Source organism: Microcoleus sp., from assembly GCF_041354475.1.
GTDB lineage: Bacteria > Cyanobacteriota > Cyanobacteriia > Cyanobacteriales > Microcoleaceae > Microcoleus.
Map to the genome: position 1 here is coordinate 8,626 of NZ_JBGJZU010000074.1, position 22,684 is coordinate 31,309.

22 protein-coding genes and 1 pseudogene are annotated in these 22,684 nt (G+C 44.0%); 16 read left to right on the forward strand and 7 right to left on the reverse strand.

The window, feature by feature from the left end; genetic code table 11:
- Positions 1-377: 377 nt before the first annotated feature.
- Both ACBR23_RS22515 and ACBR23_RS22520 read right to left on the reverse strand, forming a co-directional pair.
- Complete coding sequence (locus tag ACBR23_RS22515) at positions 378-2,057, reverse strand: phosphatidylglycerol lysyltransferase domain-containing protein (protein WP_371120491.1); 1,680 nt, start codon at positions 2,055-2,057, stop codon at positions 378-380.
- 18 nt (positions 2,058-2,075) lie between these two features.
- The gene (locus ACBR23_RS22520) at positions 2,076-3,002 is read right to left on the reverse strand and encodes an alpha/beta hydrolase (RefSeq protein ID WP_371120490.1); all 927 of its coding nucleotides are present in this window, start codon (positions 3,000-3,002) and stop codon (positions 2,076-2,078) included.
- A gap of 123 nt (positions 3,003-3,125) precedes the next feature.
- On the opposite strand from ACBR23_RS22520, the gene ACBR23_RS22525 reads away from it, so the two are divergent.
- Together ACBR23_RS22525 and ACBR23_RS22530 are read left to right on the forward strand one after the other, a co-directional pair.
- Positions 3,126-3,566: an NUDIX domain-containing protein gene (locus tag ACBR23_RS22525; protein WP_371113777.1), complete on the forward strand. Its 441-nt coding sequence runs from the start codon at positions 3,126-3,128 to the stop codon at positions 3,564-3,566.
- Between the two features lie 235 nt (positions 3,567-3,801).
- Entirely contained in the window at positions 3,802-4,716 is a 915-nt protein-coding gene (locus tag ACBR23_RS22530) for an NAD(P)H-dependent glycerol-3-phosphate dehydrogenase (RefSeq protein ID WP_341739849.1), read from the forward strand.
- Between the two features lie 594 nt (positions 4,717-5,310).
- Here ACBR23_RS22530 and ACBR23_RS22535 read toward each other — a convergent pair.
- The gene (locus ACBR23_RS22535) at positions 5,311-7,587 is read right to left on the reverse strand and encodes a bifunctional (p)ppGpp synthetase/guanosine-3',5'-bis(diphosphate) 3'-pyrophosphohydrolase (RefSeq protein ID WP_371113642.1); all 2,277 of its coding nucleotides are present in this window, start codon (positions 7,585-7,587) and stop codon (positions 5,311-5,313) included.
- A 359-nt stretch (positions 7,588-7,946) separates the two neighbouring features.
- On the opposite strand from ACBR23_RS22535, the gene patD reads away from it, so the two are divergent.
- From patD to ACBR23_RS22600, 13 genes are all read left to right on the forward strand, one after another.
- A complete protein-coding gene (gene patD / locus ACBR23_RS22540) occupies positions 7,947-8,369 on the forward strand; it encodes a heterocyst frequency control protein PatD (RefSeq protein WP_341738470.1) in 423 nt (140 codons plus the stop codon).
- A gap of 23 nt (positions 8,370-8,392) precedes the next feature.
- Entirely contained in the window at positions 8,393-8,974 is a 582-nt protein-coding gene (locus ACBR23_RS22545) for a zf-TFIIB domain-containing protein (RefSeq protein WP_341738469.1), read from the forward strand.
- A gap of 152 nt (positions 8,975-9,126) precedes the next feature.
- Positions 9,127-11,010 carry a dipeptide ABC transporter ATP-binding protein gene (locus ACBR23_RS22550; protein ID WP_371120489.1) on the forward strand — a complete coding sequence of 628 codons (1,884 nt, stop codon included), beginning with the start codon at positions 9,127-9,129 and terminating at the stop codon, positions 11,008-11,010.
- 96 nt (positions 11,011-11,106) lie between these two features.
- Positions 11,107-12,180 (forward strand): RNA polymerase sigma factor, RpoD/SigA family, encoded by a 1,074-nt coding sequence (locus tag ACBR23_RS22555; protein ID WP_341738467.1) that lies wholly within the window; start codon positions 11,107-11,109, stop codon positions 12,178-12,180.
- A 102-nt stretch (positions 12,181-12,282) separates the two neighbouring features.
- The gene (locus ACBR23_RS22560; RefSeq protein ID WP_371120488.1) at positions 12,283-12,768 is read left to right on the forward strand and encodes an N-acetyltransferase family protein; all 486 of its coding nucleotides are present in this window, start codon (positions 12,283-12,285) and stop codon (positions 12,766-12,768) included.
- Positions 12,769-12,847: 79 nt separating this feature from the next.
- The gene (locus ACBR23_RS22565) at positions 12,848-13,054 is read left to right on the forward strand and encodes a glycogen debranching protein (RefSeq protein WP_341734958.1); all 207 of its coding nucleotides are present in this window, start codon (positions 12,848-12,850) and stop codon (positions 13,052-13,054) included.
- Positions 13,055-13,648: 594 nt separating this feature from the next.
- Positions 13,649-14,170, forward strand: a complete 522-nt coding sequence (locus ACBR23_RS22570; RefSeq protein WP_371120487.1) for a hypothetical protein — start codon at positions 13,649-13,651, stop codon at positions 14,168-14,170.
- 126 nt (positions 14,171-14,296) lie between these two features.
- Complete coding sequence (locus tag ACBR23_RS22575; RefSeq protein WP_371120486.1) at positions 14,297-14,905, forward strand: Uma2 family endonuclease; 609 nt, start codon at positions 14,297-14,299, stop codon at positions 14,903-14,905.
- A gap of 64 nt (positions 14,906-14,969) precedes the next feature.
- The gene (locus ACBR23_RS22580) at positions 14,970-15,575 is read left to right on the forward strand and encodes a Uma2 family endonuclease (protein ID WP_371120485.1); all 606 of its coding nucleotides are present in this window, start codon (positions 14,970-14,972) and stop codon (positions 15,573-15,575) included.
- Between the two features lie 76 nt (positions 15,576-15,651).
- Complete coding sequence (locus tag ACBR23_RS22585; RefSeq protein ID WP_371120484.1) at positions 15,652-16,053, forward strand: DUF1778 domain-containing protein; 402 nt, start codon at positions 15,652-15,654, stop codon at positions 16,051-16,053.
- Positions 16,044-16,556, forward strand: coding sequence for a GNAT family N-acetyltransferase (locus ACBR23_RS22590; protein ID WP_371120483.1), 513 nt, complete (start codon positions 16,044-16,046; stop codon positions 16,554-16,556). The genes ACBR23_RS22585 and ACBR23_RS22590 overlap by 10 nt, the downstream gene beginning before the upstream one ends.
- A 250-nt stretch (positions 16,557-16,806) precedes the next feature.
- Positions 16,807-17,790, forward strand: a complete 984-nt coding sequence (locus ACBR23_RS22595) for a hypothetical protein (protein WP_371120482.1) — start codon at positions 16,807-16,809, stop codon at positions 17,788-17,790.
- Between the two features lie 225 nt (positions 17,791-18,015).
- Positions 18,016-18,828 (forward strand): pentapeptide repeat-containing protein, encoded by an 813-nt coding sequence (locus tag ACBR23_RS22600; protein ID WP_371120481.1) that lies wholly within the window; start codon positions 18,016-18,018, stop codon positions 18,826-18,828.
- Positions 18,829-18,921: 93 nt separating this feature from the next.
- On the opposite strand, the gene ACBR23_RS22605 is transcribed toward ACBR23_RS22600, so the two are convergent.
- Entirely contained in the window at positions 18,922-19,476 is a 555-nt protein-coding gene (locus ACBR23_RS22605; RefSeq protein ID WP_371120480.1) for a hypothetical protein, read from the reverse strand.
- Between the two features lie 237 nt (positions 19,477-19,713).
- Between ACBR23_RS22605 and ACBR23_RS22610 the strand changes: the two genes are divergently transcribed.
- Positions 19,714-21,087, forward strand: coding sequence for an NB-ARC domain-containing protein (locus ACBR23_RS22610; RefSeq protein ID WP_371120479.1), 1,374 nt, complete (start codon positions 19,714-19,716; stop codon positions 21,085-21,087).
- A gap of 112 nt (positions 21,088-21,199) precedes the next feature.
- On the opposite strand, the gene ACBR23_RS22615 is transcribed toward ACBR23_RS22610, so the two are convergent.
- From ACBR23_RS22615 to ACBR23_RS22625, 3 genes and pseudogenes are all read right to left on the reverse strand, one after another.
- Positions 21,200-21,460 (reverse strand): YgiT-type zinc finger protein, encoded by a 261-nt coding sequence (locus tag ACBR23_RS22615; protein WP_096828198.1) that lies wholly within the window; start codon positions 21,458-21,460, stop codon positions 21,200-21,202.
- 35 nt (positions 21,461-21,495) lie between these two features.
- Positions 21,496-22,074, reverse strand: coding sequence for a Uma2 family endonuclease (locus ACBR23_RS22620; RefSeq protein ID WP_371120478.1), 579 nt, complete (start codon positions 22,072-22,074; stop codon positions 21,496-21,498).
- A gap of 326 nt (positions 22,075-22,400) precedes the next feature.
- Positions 22,401-22,684: pseudogene (locus ACBR23_RS22625) on the reverse strand (photosystem II q(b) protein); the annotation flags it as partial.

A 22,684-nucleotide genomic window follows, 5' to 3' on the forward strand; every position in this document is an offset into this window, starting at 1 on the left:
TGAGTTGGAAAAGCTGTATGCACAGGTTTTGCAAGGCCAGCGCCTACCTGTTCGGGGCCTAGCCTAGCAGAACCGAGGCAGAGCCTCTAGATATGGGTTCCCAGGCTAGAGCCTGGGAACCAGTTAAAAAAGCTCGCCAACGGGCGCTCGATCGGTATACTCTCAGTCAGAATATTACTGAGTTGGAAAAGCTGTATGCACAGGTTTTGCAAGGCCAGCGCCTACCTGTTCGGGGCCTAGCCTAGCAGAACCGAGGCAGAGCCTCTAGATATGGGTTCCCAGGCTAGAGCCTGGGAACCAGTTAACAGAGCCTCTAGATATGGGTTCCCAGGCCAGAGCCTGGGAACCAGTTAAGAGCCTGGGGATTAAGACCTTTTCTAACTTCCCGGCCGCAAATAATCCCAAAGTCGATCGCCCGAATCAGCCCGAATCAACGCAACTACAACATCCGGCAAACTGCCCAAACTGGGATAAACCAAATAACGCGCTTCCCAGCGCGGGCCAAACTTATCTTTAAAACTGTGCAATCCCTGAAAATTATAAAACTTACTCAAGTGTTCAGAAAGATAAATTAACACCTTTTCCAAACGCCCAGATTTTTCAGCTTCTCCCACTCCCGCCAAAGCCGATAAACCCAAGTCAAATTCTGCATATCCCAATTCTTGACAGTGCTGCAACATCGAAGCAAATAAACACTCCATCGTGCCATTTTCCACCTCAATCCGCCTTCGCATTAAATCAACTCCAACTACCTGATTTCCCGAAGATATCATATTAGCAAAAGCACTAATTTTACCATCGGGCGTCTGGATAGCTATAGCGCGAGTTTCTCGTAGATATGTCTCGTTAAACCAGCCTACAGAAAAACGTTTTTCTGCACCTTGAACCATTTGCAGCCACTCATCACTCACAGCTTTCATTTGCCGTATCAAGTCAGAACTTAAAGGCGGTTCGTAAAATTTGACTTGGTGTCCGGCTTTGGTCAAGCGATTTATGGCAGTTCTTAAATTTTGTTTAGCCTTGCCTTTGAGACTAAAATCTTTGAGATTTACCATAGCTGATTCGCCAATTTGTATGACTCGAAAACCGAGAGCATAATATATTTCTAAATCATCCGGTAAAGTTTGATAAAATGTCGGATACCAATCATTGCGATCGCAAAATTCTTGAAACCCCAAAATTGTCTCTTTGCGGTCTTCTGGTGGCCCGATGGGGTCTCCCAAGGCGATCGCACCTCTGCCTTTTGGCACGTAGGCGATGGCCGTTTTTCCCGAAGGACTAAAATAATAAGATTTATCCTCAAGTAACGCTAATCTCCCTAGGGTAGTCCGTCCATATTTGGCGATAATTTCTTGAGCTTTATACCGTTCTGAAGAAGTTGCCGAATCTCGCAACAGCACGGGACGCAGCAGCATCAAAAGTGCATAACCAAGCGTTACCGAACCCACAGCATAAATCGAATCCGCAAAAAACATTGCAAACCGAGTTTTGGGAACCAATCCGGCATTATCCGCCGTAAAAAACATTGCCAGAGTTTGGAATAGCGCTCGATCCCAATCAAAATTAACCGCTTGTTCGTTAACTTCAAAGCGCCCATCCAGAATGTAAAAACCCATCGTCCCGTAAGCGAGGGTAAACAACAAAGCGCCTAGCAAAACCCGAATTCCTTGAGCAATGGAAGGGCGATCCGACTTAGCAGTAAAAGTCTTACGCATCACCAACAACTGAAACAAGAGTACCCCAGAAAGCAAACTTTCTTCAACATCCAATCCCTTGATTAAATGAACGACAATAGAAAGGATTAACAATCCCACTGTCAGCAACCAAGCAATCCGTTTTCGCCTCAACAAATTAGTTGCCAGAGTTAGCAGCATAAATCCGATAACTGCTGCAAAAAAATGCCCGCCAGCCCTCACGGTAAAAGGAAAAAAAGGCTCTAACCAATTTCGGCGATCGGGTAAACTAGGAGTTACAGCAGACAGCAGATTAATCACTCCTACCAATCCGGTTAAAAATGATGCCGTCCAGAGTCCAATTCTAGTTTTTTGACTTAACACAGTTCACCTTTATATTTGCTAGTTTCTATTTTTCGGTGCGGACATTGATATATTAAACTGCTTTCCAACATAACTCAAAGAATCCGCCAAATGCTTATGCCAATAATTCCAACCGACATCAGGGCCCACAATCCCATGTCCCCCCGCAAATTTGTTAAACTCATTCGCAATACCCAAACTATTTAGTTGAGCGTGAAACTGTTGAGTGGAAGTAAGAAACTTCTCATCTCCTTCCCCCGCATCCAAATAAGCCCGGAGTCTTTGTCTATCTTTAATAGAAAGTTTCTCAACTAAATATTTAGGACTATTAGCCTTGCCACTTTGATCCGTAAAATAGCCGCTGTGGCTGAACAGAATATTAAAATTATTCAAGTAACGCAAACCGATATTAAAAGCACCCCAACCCCCCGAAGATTGTCCCCCCATTGCCCAGAATTTCGGGTCTTCCAGGGTTCGATAGCGCGATTTGATCTCAGAAACCAATTCCGAGCCGATCGCGCTTCCCACCAGACCATTGGGCCCATCAAAATACTGCGGGTCCCACAAAGGACTTGTACCCCGCTGGTCGTTTCCGTCAGGAGTAATTATAATTGAGGGCGGTAATCTTTTGCTTTGATACAAGTCGTGAAGCACAGAAGTAACAGCAGCTTTGTCTTGATAAGCCCGTGCGTCTCCGTGTCCCCCGTGTAACAAAAAAATAACTGGATAACGCTGTTGGGAATTTTTAGCGTACCCAGGTGGTAAAATTAAGCCGTAAGTGCGCTCTGAATTCATAGCCACACTTTTATATGTTTTGAGTTCAAAATTCAAGTTGGCATCGGTGACTACTTTCGGAGGGTCTAACTGAGGTGCTCCGGCGATAAAAACGTACCAATATCCAGTTGCGCCTAATAGGAGAATAGTAACTGTACCGATACCGAAAACTTTTTCGATCCATTTAGGCATAATGTTTGTTATTAGTTATTACTTATTAGTTATTAGTTATTGGTTGTTTGTTACATAATAAAATCATTAGTGCCCAAGGACCCATACCCAATGCCCGATGCCCAATTCCCAATTTCCAACCAAATGATTTACCAAAATCCTACGCCCACAGTTGATATTATCATAGAATTGGTCGATCGCCCCCACCGCCCGATCGTACTCATAGAACGTCGCAATCCTCCCTACGGCTGGGCGATTCCCGGCGGCTTCATGGATTGTGGCGAATCCGCAGAAACAGCGGCCAAACGGGAAGCCTTAGAAGAAACCAAATTAGAAGTAGAATTAATCGAGCAATTCTACGTTTATTCTGACCCAAATCGCGACCCTCGCAAACATACTCTCAGCATTGTCTTCCTAGCTTCCGCCACCGGAATTCCTGAAGCTGCTGACGATGCTAAAAATTTAGAAATATTTGAATCTTGGCGTATTCCAACCCAATTGTGCTTCGATCACGATCGCATTTTACGCGATTATTGGCGATACCGTCATTATGGATTGCGACCGCAATTGACAGTTGACAGTTGACAGTTGACAGTTGACAGTTGATAGTTGACAGTTGACAGTTGGCAGTTGACAGTTGGCAGTTGGCAGTTGGCAGTTGACAGTTGACAGTTGACAGTTGACAGTTGGCAGTTGATAGTTGATAGTTGATAGTTGATAGTTGCTACTTACCAATAACGAATAACGAATAACGAATAACGAATAACCAATTCCCAATTCCCAATTCCCCATTACCTATTACCTATTACCTATTACCCAAATGACAATCTTGACAATATTAGGCGGAGGTGCTTGGGGCTCGGCACTGGCAAATCTGGCAAGTAAAAATGCCCATCAAGTTAACTTGTGGTCCCGTCGTAGTTCTTTTGAACTTGAGTCTGCGATTACAGGTACGGATGTTGTGGTTTCGGCAGTTTCGATGAAAGGAGTTGCCGCTACAGTCGATCGACTTCTGTCCACAAATCTGGGCCCTAACACCATTATAGTTACTGTTACCAAAGGTTTAGACCCCGCCACTACTCGTACTCCTTCACAAATTTGGCAAACTGCTTTTCCTCGCCATCCGATTGTGGTGCTTTCTGGCCCCAATCTTTCTGAGGAAATTCGGCAGGAATTACCGGCTGCAACGGTAGCAGCTAGTTCGGATTTAGCAGCAGCTAAGCAGGTGCAGCATATTTACAGTTCGGAAATTTTTCGGGTTTATATTAATCAAGATCCCTTGGGAACTGAATTGGGTGGTACCCTGAAAAATGTATTTGCGATCGCCGCTGGTGTTTGCGACGGTTTACAATTAGGAACTAATGCAAAATCTGCCTTGCTAACTCGTGCTTTGCCGGAAATGATTCGAGTTGGTGTTCGTTTGGGCGCTCAAGCAGAAACTTTTTATGGCTTGTCAGGCTTGGGAGATTTACTCGCTACGTGTAATAGTTCTTTATCGCGCAATTACCGGGTTGGTTTTGGATTGGCTCAAGGTAAATCTTTAGAGCAAATTTTGCAGGAATTACAAAGCACGGCTGAGGGAGTAAATACTACCAATGTTTTGATTGATTTAGCTAATCAACGTGCTATTGAAGTACCTGTTTCCCGTCAAGTTTACCGTTTACTCAATGGTGAAATTACTCCGGAACAAGCAGTTTTAGCTCTGATGGAACGAGATTTGAAACCGGAAATATAAGCATGGGCATGGAGATGGGAAGAGGGGGAGAGGGAGAGATGGGGAGATGGGGAGGTGGGGCGATGGGGCGATCGCGGGAACCCCCGGAACCATTGGTGTCAACTTAAGACTGAAAGCCTTGATAAATGTCGCTTTTACCTAAGTCTAGATCCCCCTAAATCCCCACCCCCCCCTAGCCCCCCCACCCCCCCCTGCCCCCCCCAAGGGGGGATGGGGGAAGGGGGACTTTGATCGGAATCTTGTCCCCCCCTTGGGAAGGGGGGCTAGGGGGGATCTGGATTTAATAGTCAAACAGCAATCTGTGACTAGGTTTGACGTTAAGTTGACACCAATGCCCCGGAACCCACCCCCGGCCCCTCCTTGGAGGGGAGGAAGAGGGGGATCTAGACTGGGGTAAAAACCAGATTTCTCAGGGCTTTCAGGCTTAAGTTGACACCAATGGGCACTGCCTTGTCCTGATTTCGGGTAATATTACCAACTAACAAATAACAACTAACAACTAACCATGCCCAATTCCCCATGCCCAATTCCCAATCCCCAATTCCCCATGCCCAATTCCCCATGCCCAATGCCCTATTCCCTATGCCCAATTCCCTATTCAGTCACTTGACTCAGCCGCCGCAAATTCAAAATATCGCTCATATTTTTAATTTGCATACAAGTGCGCTCGAACTGTTCTTTATCCTGGATATCCATGCACAAGTCAATTAAGGCTGGAAAACCGGGATAGGTTTTTACTTGAGCGCTGCGGACGTTGACCTGATTGTCTTTTAAATGCGATAATACATCGTTGAAAACTCCTACTCGGTCTAGGGCTTCAATTTGAATATTAACCGCATAAGTATTCGGGCGACTGCCATTGCGAGGGCTCGCATTCCAACTCACAGGAACCAGCCGATCCCCCGGCACACACTCAACGTTTACACAACCTTGTCGGTGAATAGAAATGCCACGGGTGCGAGTCACAACTCCAATAATTGCTTCCCCCGGAATTGGACAACAGCAGCCTGACAAATGGTAAAGTAATCCTTCAACACCTGCGATCGGCGATTTGCTCGGAGATGAACTCGGCACTGGTTTCGGTGGCATCATCACAGGTATTTGCGTGGGCAATTCCTGAGCTGAACCCACGGTGGCAACCTCAACTTTTTGGCGGAGTTTTACCAAATCTTGGATGCGATTTACTACCAGATTTAATGTCAGTTCACCGTAGCCTAAACCAGCTAATAAGTCTTCGACGCTGTGGTAATTGCAGCGGTGGGCTACTGATTGCATCGGTTCGGATTTGAGCAAAGATTCAAAGCCACTTTTGCCTAATTCTTTCTCCAATAATTCCCGGCCGCGGGCGATATTTTCATCTCGGTGCGATCGCTTAAACCACTGTCTAATGCGGTTTTTCGCTCCGTTTGTTTTGACAAAGTTCAGCCAGTCTAAACTGGGACTACCATTTTTTTTAGTCATAATTTCGACTATATCGCCATTCTTTAAAACAGTGTCTAGTGTCACCATCCGCCCGCCTGCCCGCGCCCCGGTGCAATGATTGCCGATTTCGGTGTGAATGCGATAAGCAAAATCTACTGGTGTGGAACCTTTATTGAGAGCAATGACATCTCCGTTGGGAGTAAAAACATAGATATCTTCGTCAAATAAGTTGTCTTTAATGCTTTCTAAATATTCCCGATCGTCTTTGAGGTCGCTTTGCCACTCTAGCAGTTGCCGCAGCCAAGTAAATTTCTCGTCGTCTCCGGTGACTTTCGTATTGCTAGAACCACCTGTTTCTTTGTATTTCCAGTGGGCGGCAATCCCGTATTCTGCGATGTGGTGCATTGCTACTGTACGAATTTGCACTTCGATGGGCCGGCCGCTGGTTCCGATTACTCCTGTGTGCAAAGATTGATAGCGATTTGCCTTCGGTAAACCGATATAATCTTTAAAGCGGCCTGGTATGGGGCGGAAAGAATCGTGGACGATCGCCAAAGCTCGATAACAGTCATCATTAGTTTCGACAATTATCCGCACCGCAGCAATATCATAAAGTTGGTGAAACCCTTTTTGACTGCGCTGCATCTTCCGATAAATCCCGTACAAATGTTTGGGACGGCCGCTAAGTTCATAGCATTTTATGCCTAATTTTTCAAGTCTTTCTAGCAAACTATTTGTAACTTCTGCCAGTTGAATTTCGCGATCGGACCGTTTGACAGCTACTAAATCCTGAATTTCGCGGTAAGCATCCGGTTCCAGGTATTTAAAAGCTAAATCTTCCAATTCCCACTTAAACCGACCAATACCCAAACGATTCGCCAGGGGAGCAAAAATTTCTCGTGTTTCTAGGGCAATGCTGCGGCGCTTTTCTTCTGGCAGATGCTCCAAAGTCCTCATGTTGTGCAGTCTGTCTGCCAACTTGACGACAATGACTCGAATATCTTTAGCCATTGCTAAAAACATCCGCCGAAAATTTTCAGCTTGGCGTTCAGTTTTGCTGGAAAAATTAAATTTAGAAAGTTTTGTGACCCCTTCCACCAACTGTCGCACTTCATAGCCGAACTTTTGTTCCAAATCTTCGGCAGTCACGTCTGTATCTTCAACAATGTCGTGGAGGAAGCCTGCTGCGATCATCGCACTGTTAGCACCCATGTAGCGTAGCATCCCAGCCACAGCTATCGGATGGCAAATGTAAGGTTCTCCTGACTTTCGGTATTGTCCTTCGTGCAAGTCACGGGCAAATTCAAAGGCCTGACAAATTAAGTTGTTGCCAGTGGGACAATGGGAGCTAGAGTCTGCTTCTAGGGTCGATCGGGCATTCAGGCATTCTTGTAGCCAATCGGGAACGATCGCAGGATCGATAGCAGGAGTGAGAGTTTGAGCATTCATGGTAGGCACCTTTAAAACTTACAAATACAAATGGTGAAAAGTCCACTATCGGTTCAATTGCCAAAAATATGTGTTTAGCTATACTAAACTAATTAGATGTCAGAAGTTGCAATCGCCAAAAAGAGTCAATTTTTTTTGTCAACTATAGCGATTAAATTCCATATCGTCCCCCCTCCCAGGGAGGAAAATATAGTGACACTATGGCCGCCCTTACGGGAGACCGATACTGTAGAATCAGAATATTTGGGCAGTGAGAGGTCAGACAAGGGCGATCGAGAGATGCCCTCCCGTCAAAAAAATCTCACTAACTTTAAGAAAAAATCTACTTTGATTATAAATAGAAATTTATTTACAAAATTATGATCTTGTCCGAAAATCGCTATCAGGGGTATCACAAATTAAAGCAAGCACTAGAGCAGCTCCAAAAAACTGCTGCACAGGATAATCTCGATCGAGCTGCACTGATGGCGGAATACAAAAAAGTGCAACAATTTTTCGGAAACCAAATTATGACAACCGACAACAGTGAGTTAGAGTCCTCAGAAACACCCGCAGAACAGTCCTATCTGACGGAAATTCACAAGCAACTGCGAATGTTGGGTACAGATGTCACATTTTTGCAAGCATCCCGCCAGCCAGCGACAGCGACAGCCAGACAAACTGCGGCAATGGAGAGGATTAACACGCTAATTGGCTACTGTGGTGTGCTGCTGCCCAAAAATTATGTAGCTTTAGATACCGCCCAAAAGGCAGAATTAACAACTGAGTTAACCAAGAATTGAGCAGGTAAGGAGAAATTAAAGCCGTGGAATGTCCAAAATGCAAACATCCCAACTTAGAGGGTGGCACATTAGCCGGTGCTATTTCGGTGCAATGGTGTCCCAACTGTTATGGTATCTGGATTCCAGGCCGAGAATACGAAACTTGGCAAAAAAACCAGCGCCAGTGGTCCCTCAAATCCGACAAACGGGAGACAGCCACTGTCGGCATAGAATTTACACCATCTCCCTACGACAGCAAAGCCGCCCTGTGTCCCGAAGATGGTCACTATCTGTCGCGAACAAAAGTTCCTTTTAGCAGAATACCGTTTTACATAGAGCGGTGTACGCTATGCGGGGGAATTTGGTGCGATAACGGCGAGTGGGACCTTCTCGAAAGTCTGGGATTCCACACCGAGATTGACCAAATGTTTTCTCCCACCTGGCAAGCTAAAGCCCGCTTGCAGGAACTGGCGGAAAGGGAGCGCCAAGTCCTGATAGAAAAGCTAGGTCCAGACATCGCCGGCTATGTATTGGAACTTGCAGAAGTTTTAGCAGACCATCCCCATGCAGATTGTGCGGCTACTTATATACTGCGGAAAGCTGAGTTGAAGCGAAAGGAAATTTAGTCCTTTGTTAGTTGACAGTTAGCAGTTGACAGTTGAATTTTTGCTGTCGGCTGTTGACTGTTGAGAGTAAAAAAAACAACGAATAACAAACAACGAATAACAAATAACCAATAACCAATAACAAATAACTAATAACTAAGGACAAATAACTAATGACTAATGAATATTCTTTGTTTTGCGTTGAAAATCTACGAGTAGCTTATCCTCAGCGCCGTGGCCAATCCGGTTGGGCTGTTGACGGCGTTTCCCTGACACTGCAACCGGGGGAAAAGCTGGGATTAGTTGGGGAATCGGGATGCGGCAAGTCAACTTTGGGACGGGCGGCGATGCGTTTGCTGCCGGAGTCAACCCTGATTGAGGGGCAAGTTCTGTTTAGTGGAGAGTCAATATTTGAAATGAATGCTTCGCGACTCAGAGGGTTTCGGGGCGAAGCTGTGGCACTGATTTTTCAAGACCCCATGACTCGCCTCGATCCTTTGATGACTGTCGGTCAACATTGTATTGAAACTTTGCAGGCTCATCGACCGAATTTGTCAAGAAAGGAAGCTAAAAAACGGGCGATTGAAGTTTTGGAAGCGGTAAAAATTCCGGCTTCTCGCTGGTCGCAATTTCCTCATGAATTTAGTGGCGGAATGCGCCAAAGAGTGGCAATTGCTTTGGCTCTTTTGCTCGAACCTAAATTAATTGTGGCGGATGAACCAACTACCAGTTTGGATGTTACTGTCGCGGCCCAGATTTTGCAGGAATTAACGCGACTTTGTGCTGAACGGGGAACGGCTATTTTGTTGATTTCTCACGATTTGGCGATGGTGGCTGAGTATTGCGATCGCATTGCGGTGATGTATGGTGGCAAAGTGGTAGAAACCGGACCAGTGGAGCAAGTTTTTCAACAACCACAACACGAATATACTCGATCGCTCTTAAAAGCAGCTTTGCACATTCAGAAGGAAGAATACAACCCCGTACCCGGAGAAGATAACCCCCCCCTACCCCCCCCAAGGGGGGAAATTCAGTCTCCCCCAAGGGGGGAAAGTCAGCCCCTCCCAAGAGGGGAAAGTCAGCCCCTCCCAAGAGGGGAAAGTCAGCCTCTGCCAAGGGGGGAAAGTCAACCCCTGCCTAGGGGGGAAAGTTCATCCCTCCCAAGGGGGGAAAGTTCATCCCTCCCAAGGGGGGAAAGTTCATCCCTCCCTAACCCCATGGAAGGGGGGAACGAGGAAAGCAATTCTCCTCTGTTGAGGGTGACAAATTTGCAGCAGCACTACAGTTTAGAAAGCAATTTATTAGAACAGTTATTTTCTGGGAAACGTGATGTAATTAGAGCAGTAGATGGGGTTAATTTCCAGCTAGAACAGGGAGAAATCCTAGGGCTGGTAGGGGAGTCAGGCTGTGGCAAAAGTACCTTGTCACGGACGATTTTGCAGCTAATTCCCTCGACGGGTGGCAAAGTGGAATTTCAGGGAATAAATTTGACAGCCCTGACTAGGGATGCTGTGAGGAAACACCGCCGCCAAATGCAAATGGTATTTCAAGACCCCCACGCTTGTTTGAATCCGATGATGACTGTGGGAGAAAGTATTGCTGACCCTTTATTGATTCACAAACTAGCTAATACCCGCGAAGCTAAAAGACAAGTAATCCAAATGTTAGAACGGGTGGGTTTGACTCCTGGGGAAGATTTTTGGAGTCGCTATCCAGCGGAATTGTCAGGAGGACAACAGCAGCGGGTTTCCATCGCTCGCGCTTTGATTACTCGCCCACAATTGATTATTTGCGACGAACCGGTGAGTATGCTGGATGCAAGTGTTCAAACGCAGGTTTTAGAACTGATGTTGGAATTGAAGCAGGAATTTAATCTCACTTATTTGTTTATTACCCATGATTTGTGGGTGGCGCGATTTTTTTGCGATCGCATTGCAGTGATGAATGCTGGCAAAATTGTGGAAATTGGCAAGACTAGGGATATTTTCACGAATCCACAGCACCCTTACACTCAGCAGTTGTTGCAAGCTGCTCCTTTATTGGCTCGAACCAATTGATTTTGGATTTTGAATGGGGGATTTCGGGAATTTGGCTTTAAATTCGTTAAAGTAAAGGCAGACATTTGAAATCATTCCACCGACACCAAGCACCATATGGCAGAATCTGACCTAGGCAGTTTTGCGGTGGCACCGGAAGCCTCATTCGCGATCGCAGAAGATGAAGACATCGAGATCGATCTTCCGACTTTAACTCGCTCGTCAGCATACAACAACTGGTCTGCCGACGATCCCGTCGGAGCTTTGTTCAAGGAAATGGCTCGCTATCCCCTGCTGACTGCCACCGAAGAGGTAGAATTAGCTCGTCGCGTCCAAGAATTAGTAGCCCTTGAGGAACTAGAACAGAATTTGAAGCACGAATTGGGGAGAAGTGCCACAAAAGCTGAACTCGCAGCGGCTTTGGGTTTGAGCGAAACTCAACTGCAAAATCTCCGGTATCAGTGTCAGTCAGCGAAACGGAAAATGATTAGCTCGAATTTGCGGTTGGTGGTTTCCATCGCCAAACGCTATCTGAATCGGGGCGTACCTTTTCTGGATTTAATTCAAGAAGGCGCTTTGGGTTTAAATCGAGCAGCCGAAAAATTCGATCCTGAGAAAGGTTACAAGTTTTCTACCTATGCCTATTGGTGGATTCGCCAGGGAATTACTCGCACAATTGCCAATCAAGGGCGGACGATTCGATTGCCGGTTCACATTGTCGAACAATTAAATAAGCTAAAAAGAGTTTATCGGGATGTTAAGCGCTCTCTCCAACGCAATCCCACCGAAGCTGAACTTGCTAAAGCCATGGAAGTTACTTCGGAACAACTTCGTTACCTCCAGCAAGTACGCCGACAATCTTTGTCTCTCAACCACCGTATCGGCTCGGAAGAAAGTTCGGAACTGTTGGATGTGATAGAAGATAGCGTGACGCAATCTCCTGAAGCTCAAATGAATGAGATGATGATGCGCCAAGATATTTTGGAGGTGTTGGACAATATTTTGACAGAGCGGGAAAAAGAGATTGTGGCAATGCGTTATGGCTTAGTAACCGGGGAACCTTACACTTTAGAAGAGGTGAGTAGTTTGTTCAATTTGTCCCGCGAACGAGTCCGTCAAATTCAAAATAAGGCGATGCGGAAACTCCGGCGACCTCAAGTGACAGAACGCTTAAAGGGATGGCTGAAATAAGATCATTCGGCGGTTGAAACCGCTACTACAGAAACAAAGTCCGCCTCCGCGGACTAAGAAATAATGGTATTTTGATGTTTGATTGTCACTTAATGCTGGTTTATGTCTTCTGAAATAATTTTGCGTCCAGCTACGCGGGCAGACGTGCCCGTGTTGTTTGATTTGATTAAAGCTTTGGCTGAGTACGAAAAGTTATCGGATGCTGTCACGGGCAGTGCTGTGGATTTGGAGAATCATCTGTTTGGCGATCGACCTTTTGCCGAAGCAATTTTAGCAGAGTCCGAAGGTCGAGTGGTGGGGTGGGCGCTGTTTTTTCACAACTATTCTACTTTTCTGACTCAGCCGGGAATTTACTTGGAAGATTTGTTTGTCCTCCCTGAGTTTCGAGGGCGGGGAATTGGCAAGTCTTTAATAGTATATTTAGCGCAATTGACAGTGGAGCGCGGCTGCGGGCGTTTGGAATGGAGTGTGTTGGATTGGAATGAATTGGCGATCGGATTTTACAAAGGCATAGGTGCTAATGTGATGCCAGACTGGCGGATTTGTCGGCTGGCGGGTGAATCTCTGGCGACTTTGGCATCAAAGTAATTCAGATCGAGCTAGGAGTTAAAAACAAGTGGCACAGGCATCTTGCCTGTGAAAAAAAAGTAAATTAGGAGAGTAAATTATGATTATTTGGGTAAACGAACAAATCGATCCATCAGGCATTCTGTATGCTTGCATTGCTTGTGTCAATGAGACTCAAGCTAAACAATGCCATGATTCTTTTGAACAAAATTTAACCCCAGAACAAAAAAAACAGGGCTGGGTTGCTACATTGCGCACTGTCAGCGCTTGGGATGAAGTACCTGTTAATGCTTTGAAATTGAATTAATCAGTGTAATTCAGTATCATTCAATTAATCTCAACTCCTCCATTAACATAGAAATCATTCATCTCTCACTTCTCTTTCTCTGCGCTCTCTGCGTCCTCTGCGGTAAAAAATATCATAAACAACCGCCAACGAAAAAACATATTGCTGTTAAAAGCAATAATTGTCCCCATGTTCATAGGATTGGCTGCTAGTTATTGCGGATTGAGTGGCGATCCGAGACTCGTGCTGGTGTTGATGTCGGGAACACCCACGGCACTTTCTGTGTAGATTTTAGCAGAAGTCTATGAACTCGATCGCGATTTGTTAGCTTGCAGTATTGCCATAACTTCTGTGGGGTTGCTGTTGATGCTTCCAGTGTGGCTAGCTTGGTTTAGTTGAATTTAGGCGATTTGTGGGAAGCCAGAAACCCGGTTTTTTGGAGTCTTGGGAAGTCAGAAACCGGGTTTCTTCAGTAAATTTCGATGAGGATGCGTAAATTATCGCAGAAACCGGTTTCTTAGATTTGGATTGCGTTACTAAAACAGGAAATAAACCCAACACTAATGATTGTTGTAAGACTTATAATACAACTATCCAATATTTTTATAGGAACAAATGAGAGGCGTAAAACAACTATCCCTAAGCAGCTTTACTATTATTACTTTGAGTTGGGTTTTCGGAACTTCCATTCACAGGATACCAGAGGCGATCGCCCAAACACAAGTTCCAATGAGACTGCAACACGCAGAAGGAACCTATACCCTTACGGTGTCAGAAACCAATACCACAAAATCTGCTTATGGGGGTCAGTTGCGCCTCTATGACGTGCATATCGCCAAGATGTTTGAGGTGACATATGCTGATTGTCAGGAAATACCCAAAGCTGGCTTTAGGATTTGGGAATACTACGCCGGAAATGGTAGAATTAGCATGGGTTCTTTCCGAATTACCTGTCAGTTGGCTAGCGATATTGCTAATACTTATGGTTTAGGGAAACCAGAACGTACTGCGATCGAATATTCTCAGGAAGAAGCTGGGCCGCCAATATCCAGGACTCGTTCTATTCCTATTTTAGATATTAGTGGTAATAAAATTCAGCGGTGGACTAATTTTGTGCAAAGGTTTCGCCCTCAATAATGAATAGGCGATCGGGTAAAATTGATGAAAGATAAATTTCTACAAATCCGATCGCTTCTGGGTTGAGACAATTATCTAGCTGTAAGCCATAATTATTTAAAGTCTAATTATTTAGGAGGTGCGATCGTGGTTATTACTCAAACCAACCCACCAAATCTGACCGACGTGACAAAGACTCGCTTCACTCTAGATGAATATAGGGCGATCGAAGAAACTGCCGAAGAACGTCACGAATATTGTAACGGAGAGATTATCGCTATGCCCGGAGGTTCCCCCGCTCACAGCCGTATTGCCGTAGATACTACGACTTTTCTCAACGTGGCTCTCCGAGACACCAATTTTCAAACCTATAACGGCGATTTACGAATTTGGATTCCTAGCTTCAATCACGGCACTTATCCCGATGTTATGGTAATTGATGGCGAACCGGAATTCAATGGATCTCGCACCGACGAAATTCTCAATCCTTTACTGATTGTCGAGGTTCTTTCGCCGTCTACAGAAGCCTACGATAGAGGTGAAAAGTTCCGAAAATATCGCTCTATTGCTAGTTTTTGTGAATATTTGCTGGTGAGTCAAACTGAAGCATATATTGAGCAATATCACAACCTCGATCGCCAAAGTAGCGATCGCTGGCAATGGCAAGTATACGATGGGATCGATCGGGCGATCGTCCTGCACAGCTTGAATATAGAGCTTCCGATGGCTGAAGTCTACCGCCGGATTAGTCTTTAAGGGCGATTTTTTCAAGTTTGAAATGAATCATGTTTAACTAAAAATATAAGTTTAGGAGAAAGCTATGGTTACTCTAATTCAACATCCAGGGCAAAACCAACTTGAAACCCCAGCAGAGGAAAAAGTCTGGACTGATGCTGAATTCATGGCACTCAACCGAGATGGACACCGCTACGAAATTGTAAATGGAGAACTAATTGACATGGGAAACAGGAGTGCAAAACACGGTTATGTTTGCAGTATCTTGATGATTTTGCTCGGTGGTTATGTCCGCATTCAAAAACTAGGCGCGATGTTCGATTCCAGCACTGCTTTCAAGATGAAATCAGGAAACAAGCGATCGCCCGATGTTTCATTCATGGCAAAAGAACGCTTGCAAGGGTTAGAAGAACTACCCGATGGCTTTTTAGAAGGTGCGCCCGATCTTGCCGTAGAAATCCTTTCTCCTAGCAATACAGTGGCAGAAATTCACAATAAACTGGTAGAATATTTTGAAAATGGAGCGCGTTTAGTTTGGGTGATTAACCCTAAAGAAAAGTATGTGTTGGTGTATCGATCGTCCCAAGAGCCCGATCGCCTGCTCAAGTCCGCTGATTCCCTCGATGGCGAAGAAATCGTCTCCGGCTTTACTCTTCCGGTTGCGGAGTTATTTCAAAAACTGGCGTTTTAATTAATTGGGCGATCGGGCTATAGTTCTTCATCCCAAAGTATGATAGAGTTAATATATTATAAAATCCTTAAATACTATGACACTAGAAAATCTTGAAGCTGAGGTTCTTGCACTTCCAAAGAACTCTCAAGCAGCACTACTATCGCGACTTATAGAACACTTGTGGCGTGGTGAAATAGATCGAGAAGTTGGATCTATCGGGGGTGAGGATGCCCAAAAGCGCGATACGATAATCAATATCCGAATGAATCAACCTCAAAGCGATTTAATCGATCGCGCGGCTCAAATACAAGGAAAAAGTCCCTCAGAGTTCATGGTGGATTCAGCCTACCAAAAAGCCCAAGATGTTCTTTTAGACCGGTGTTTTTTTGGGTTAGATGAAGTTAAATTTAAGGAATTTGTGGCATTGCTAGATGCTCAACCTATGGGAAATGAAAAGCTACACGCATTACTAACAACTAAATCTCCATGGGATTAGAACAAGATCGACAGCAGCTTTATCCTCCCGAAAAACTGAATTTATCACATCAAATTGACAGCTTTAATTCAGATAACAATGAGTTAAATGAATGGTTAAAACGTCATGCTTTAAAAAATGAGTTGGAGGGCGCTTCAAGGACTTACGTTGTCTGCGCTGGCCAAGTGGTTATTGCATATTACTGTCTTGCTAATGGCGCACTAGCACAAACTACTGCAACAGGTAGAGTTAGGCGTAATATGCCAGATCCAATTCCAGTTATAGTAATTGGAAGACTTGCAGTCGATCGGCACTGGCAAGGTAAAGGTATCGGGCGTGCTTTGCTGCGAGATGCTATCCTTCGCACTTTGCAAGCTGCTGAAATTGCGGGAATAAGGGCAATTTTGGTACACGCTATTTCGGAAGAGGCAAAGCAGTTTTATGAGAAGTGCGGGTTTACTGCTTCACCTATCGATCCGATGACACTTATGGTGACAGTTAATGATGCTAGAAATGAATTATAATTATGAGAGAGTTAATGTATCGGAAAATTATTAAATACTATGACACTTGAAAATCTGGAAGCTGAGATTCTTGCACTTCCACAAGACTCTCAAGTAATATTGCTCTCGCGACTCCTAAAACACTTGGGGCGTGGTGAAGTAGATCGAGAATTTGGATCGAACCCGGTTTCTTTGCATCGACGCAGATAAGTCCTGTTTCGGTTAAATTAAGGCTCTATAATACAACTATCCAATAGTTTTATAGGAACAAATGAGAGGCGTAAAACAACTATTCCTAAGCAGCTTTGCTATTATTACTTTGAGTTGGGTTTTCGGAACTCCTATTCAGAGGATACCAGAGGCGATCGCTCAAACACAAGTTCCAATGAGATTACAACACGCAGAAGGAACCTATACCCTTACTGTGTCAGAAACCAATACCACAAAATCTGCTTATGGGGGTCAGTTGCGCCTCTATGACGTGCATATCGCCAAGATGTTTGAGGTGACATATTCTGATTGTCAGGAGATACCCAACGCTGGCGGTAGGACTTGGTATTACCGCGCCGGAAATGGCAAAATTGACATGGGGCAATTCAGAATCAACTGTCAATTGGCTAGCGATGTTGCTAATACTTATGGTTTAGGGAAACCAGAGCGTACTGCGATCGAATATTCTCAGGAGGAGGCTGGGCGGCCAATATCAAGGACTCGTTCTATTCCTATTTTAGATATTACTGGTAATAAAATTCAGCGGTGGACTAATTTTGTGCAAGGGTTTCGCCCTCAGTCTGCTAATTCTGAAGGTGGTAATTCGCGATCGAGTAGTCCTTTTCCTGTACGTGAAATTCTCTCAGAAATTCAAGGTAAGACGAGAGTACCAATTTTTTTACCCAGTCAGCTTCCGTTCTCACAAAAAATTTACTTGAAAAGCCGAGTAGAAACAAAGGGGTATAGTGTTGATATGGGCCACATACCTAATTGCAACAGTACACCTTGCTATATCGGGAGTATATCAGCAGAAAGAGGTGGAGAACCAGCCCAACCACCGATCAGAGGATTTAGGAGTGAATTCAAAACCATTCAATTAGCTGGCAGAACACAAGGAGTTTTTTATAATGGTTGTGGTGCTTATTGCACGGCCTTAGTTGAATGGCAGTATCAAGGCGTTTTGTATCGAGTAACGATGAAGAATGGGGAAGAGAAAATGCTCGTTAACATAGCCAATTCTGCAATTGAAGCTGGGCCTCGTTAGTTAAAGGTGGGAACAACAGTTAGGGAAACTATACTTTAAAAAAGTAGCGCGATCGATCGCGCCGTTTCCCTATTTTGCTGTTAGACTAGCAAATATTATATCTGTCTCAATCTCTGTCAAACTCACTGTAGGATAAAGTTTACGATGTTACCTCAAATTACAATCGCTAACAAGTTGATTAGCAAGTTTTTAATTGTCGCATTTTTATGTTTTGGAATCCTCCTAATGCACCCGGCTCAAGTCAGAGCAGAAGGAAGTCCACCTAATGTCACTAAAAAAACTGATTGCTTTTTAGTTTTCGGACAAGGAACTTGTGGCAGTAAAGACTCTACAAGCAATGCAGTAGCCACTGAAACCGAAATCCAACCAGGTGCTAACCTCAGTGGTAAGAATCTACAAGGTGTTAACCTGCATAATGCTGATTTGAGAAGATCCGATTTGAGTGGTGCAAATTTGACTGGCGTAGACTTAACAGGTGCTGACTTGAGTGAAGTCAAAATCAGCAAAGTTAAAAACCCTGGCAACTTAGATTTCCAGGGATTTGACTGGAGTAAAATTAGATTGAGTAAGGAAGATTCCCTCAAAATATTGACAGTTAACTTGAGCAAGCAAGATTTAGTCAATTTCATCAAAGCTGACCCTAGTAACTTGGATTTCAGCGGGTTAGACTGGAATAAAGTTAACTTAAGCCAGCAAGATGTACAGAAGCTAGTCAACTCTAAGCTAAATCAGCATGATTTAATTAACTTAATCAAAAGCGATCCTAATCAGGTAAATCTTAGTAAGGACGAATTACTAGGGTTAATTCAGCTACATCTAAATAACAGCGCTTTCTGGCGAAGTTCCACCCTAAATAGTCAAGACTTACTAAATTTACTAGCAAACAAGTTGAGTGCAGTAGACTTAAGTGGGGTTGACTTACAAAAAGCAAACTTTACTGGTAGCAACTTACAGCAAGCTAACCTGAGTGGTGCAGACTTGAGACAAGCAAATCTCAACGGTGCAAAAATGCCTGATGGCACTCTATTTCGACGTTAGTTTTACTTGGTAGAGTGTGTCACCTGCTATAATTGATCTGTTTGATCGAAAATTTATATAAATGTGACGCACCCTACTAATACTGGTTATTTCTTACTCTTCATTCATCATTGATTGGTAATCACTGAGACCCATGCGAACCGCATTGCAGGAGTGTTGTTTAATAGAAGTTGTATTACAAGAAAGGCACGACTTGAGACCTGTAGCTGCTGGCCATAATGTCACCTTATAGGACATGGGCAGATCATTCGTCCTCTCAATTAACTTTTCGGCTTGATTTTGGTATTCTTGCGTTAGGATAACGCACTGTCCTAATTGTTCGTAAGTTCTCGACGGCTCCATGTTTCTGCCCACTAATTCTAGCTGCTGTATATCATTGAATATTTGTTCAACATTGTTATTATGAATTGTAGGAGTTGTCGCGACAACAGGTTGCGATGATGAGATGTCTCCTGGGTGAGAAAACAATAAAGTTGGTAATAATACTATTGAAATTAGTGCCTTACCAACCTCCATCAATAATCCCCACGCTAGTACAAACGGCAATAGAACAATACCTATAATTACAGAGATGACACTGAAAATCCAAGAGAAAAAAGTTGATACCAAGTGAAAAATAAAACTTGGTATGGCAAATAAAAAGTCCATAATACATAACCCCTAACTATTCAAACTAATTTACCTAAAGTATCGAGAAAGCAATTGTGGTGGATTCTCTCAGTCATTTTGCAATATTTAGATCAAATGTGACAACTCAAAACGGTCGGATTTAGCACACAATTTCTATAATTATACTGAAGCAATTTAGTATGATTTGGTATAATTAGGTTGACAAAGTAGGATTTGGTATAATATAGTACCCTCAATATATCTTTGTATCTACCCATGAAGAATGTTGAAGATGTCGTAGAATGGGCGAATAATTCGATTTTTGACAAAACTGGAGAACATCTCACACCCCTACAGGAAGCAATACTGACGGGTGTTTGGTACAGGCAAAAATATCCTCAAATAGCTAAAGATTTCCATTGTAGTGAATCTCACGTTAAAAAAGAAGCTGCGAAGTTATGGGAAAAGTTGCGTGAGGAATTAGGAGAAGACCTTAATAAATTAAATTTTCGTTCTAAGTTAGAGAAAAAGTATAGAGTTTCTCAAGCTTCCCAATTAGGTCACTGTTTATTACAAATTGATAATATTAACATCGGGGGTCAATTTATACAAACTATTGAAGATACAAAAATCAGATCGCCCAATCCCCCTAACTCTCCCCAAAATAATGCCATATCGCCCATCATCGATTTAACAGACGCACCCGAATTAACCAGCTTTTACGATCGCACATCAGAACTCTCCACCCTCAAACAATGGATATTAGAAGCCCACACCCGCTTGATTACCGTCTACGGCTTAAGTGGAATTGGCAAAAGCGCGATCGCCCTCAAACTCATCGAACAAACTCAAACCGAATTTGATTACATTATTTGGCGCAGCCTCAGCCACACTCCCACACTCACAACCCTCCAAACCGAACTCAAGCAATCTTTTGGGCGATCGCAACAAACCCCATTAACCACAATCATAGATTATTTTCGCACCTCACGCTGTTTAGTAATCCTTGATGACGTACAGAATATTTTTCAAAGCAGTCAACTAGCAGGTCGATATTTAACAGGCTATGAAGACTATGGCAAATTTTTCAAACAAATTGCCACATCCTCTCATCAGAGTTGTTTAATCCTCCTCAGTTGGGAAAAACCCAGAGAAATCACTACTTTAGAAGCCGAAAACCGAGCTACCCGAACATTACACCTCAAAGGGTTAGGGGAAGAAGCGGCAGAAATTCTCAGAGAAAAAGGATTAGCCGATGAGGAAAAATGGTCAGACTTAATCGCCCTTTATCAAGGTCATCCTTCCTGGCTAAATATCATCGCTGCTACAATTTGGGAATTATTTGATGGTAGCGTTTCCCTGTTTTTAGCGGATGGAAATGATTTGTTTTTAGGTGACTTAGAACCGATTTTAGAATCTCACCTTGAGCGTTTATCAGACTCAGAAAAAAAGGTATGCTACTTGTTGGCGACTCAAGCTGAAGCTGTAGATATTTCCCAACAACCTGCTGACAGTGAATTATCCAAATCTGAATTTTTGCAAGCCATACAATCTTTAGCCCGACGAGGCTTAGTGGAAAAAGTGTTAGTAGGATTGCGATCGAAGTTTCAGATTAATCGTGTATTTCAACAATACATTCAATCTCAGTAACATTCCACCCATTTATATTTCTTAGTCTGCGGAGGCAGACTTTGTTTGTGTAGACGCGGTTTCAACCGCCGGGTTTGTGTAGTAGGGGCAATCCCCCCGTGGTTGCCCTGTTTCAACCGCCGGGTGCGCTTAACCCGACGCGAAAAGATTGCCCCATCGGTTGAAATTCTTGAGTTTCTTCCCGCTGTAACTGCTGTCTAATTTTGGCAAATTTCCTAACTGTTTCCACAGAGTACAACCGTTCTCCACAGCTTAGGCAAACTTCAGCCGACACTTTTAAGATAGCAGTATGGTTGCCGCCCCGTAAAAGTTTATCGACTTCTTTGATAACTATTTCACCGCCACAAATAGGGCATTTTTCTACAGATAGCATTGTTAATTTCTCCTTACGATCGCACTTCTCAACTTCTACATCGATCGCATAAAAGCATTCACCGCATCATATTGATCCGCCATCCGCGAATAAAACTCGATCGATCGCAAATCCAACTCCGGCAAAAGTTCACTCTTACTAACCAACTCATATCCCGTAGAGCGCAAACAATAAACCGAAATTACCCCATCCTCCCAAAACCAAACCTCCCGCACTCCTATCCGACGATAGATTTCCAGCGTATCAATTCCACCACTTGTCACCGTCACCTCGATCGCCAAATCTGGAACCGACTTGCGCGTACCCAAACAATAAGACTCATCTGGTTCCTTCCGTGCACCCAACTCCTTCATCCCGATAGTTGTGCTCCCTCGCCCGTAGAAACGAATGTCCTTCGTCCGCATATAAACTTCTAAAACCTGACCTAAAGTATTTTTAGGTTCTTCATGTTCCTCAGATAAAGGAGCCATAATTTCTAAACACCCATCCAAATAAGTTAAACGCGCCCCAGTGTCCGCCAAATCTGCATCCAATTTTTCCAGAGTCTCCCATGTCACGTTTGACAGGAAAGCCGCACCTGTACCCAATCCCGCTTTAGAAACTGCGACAACCATTTGACTTACCTTTTACGATCGCTCTTCCATAATATACGACTTCCAAAACTTGGAGTCTATCGTAATATTCTATTCTTTAGTCTCGCGTGGGAGTCAGAAACCCGGTTTCTTTCTAAAATCTCGGTGGGAATTCCGAGATTGTCGCAGAAACCTGGTTTCTTGGATTTGGGAATTTTGGGTGGGGAGTCAGAAACCGGGTTTCTTCCTGAATTTTGGTGGGAATTCCGAGATTGTCGCAGAAACCCGGTTTCTTGGATTTGGGGAAAAGCCCAAACAAAAAGCGCCCCTATTTCTAGGAGCGCTTTTTGATTATCTCAAGTTAAAAATTAACCGTTGATAGAAGGAGCAACCAAAGCAACTGGTGTGGTTTCGCCAGCAGCCAAGTCGAGTGGGAAGTTGTGAGCGTTGCGCTCGTGCATTACTTCCATACCCAAGTTAGCGCGGTTGATGACATCAGCCCATGTATTGATTACGCGACCTTGTGAGTCGATAATCGATTGGTTGAAGTTGAAACCGTTCAAGTTGAAAGCCATGGTGGAGATACCTAGTGCTGTGAACCAGATACCGACAACTGGCCATGCACCTAACAAGAAGTGCAAAGAACGGCTGT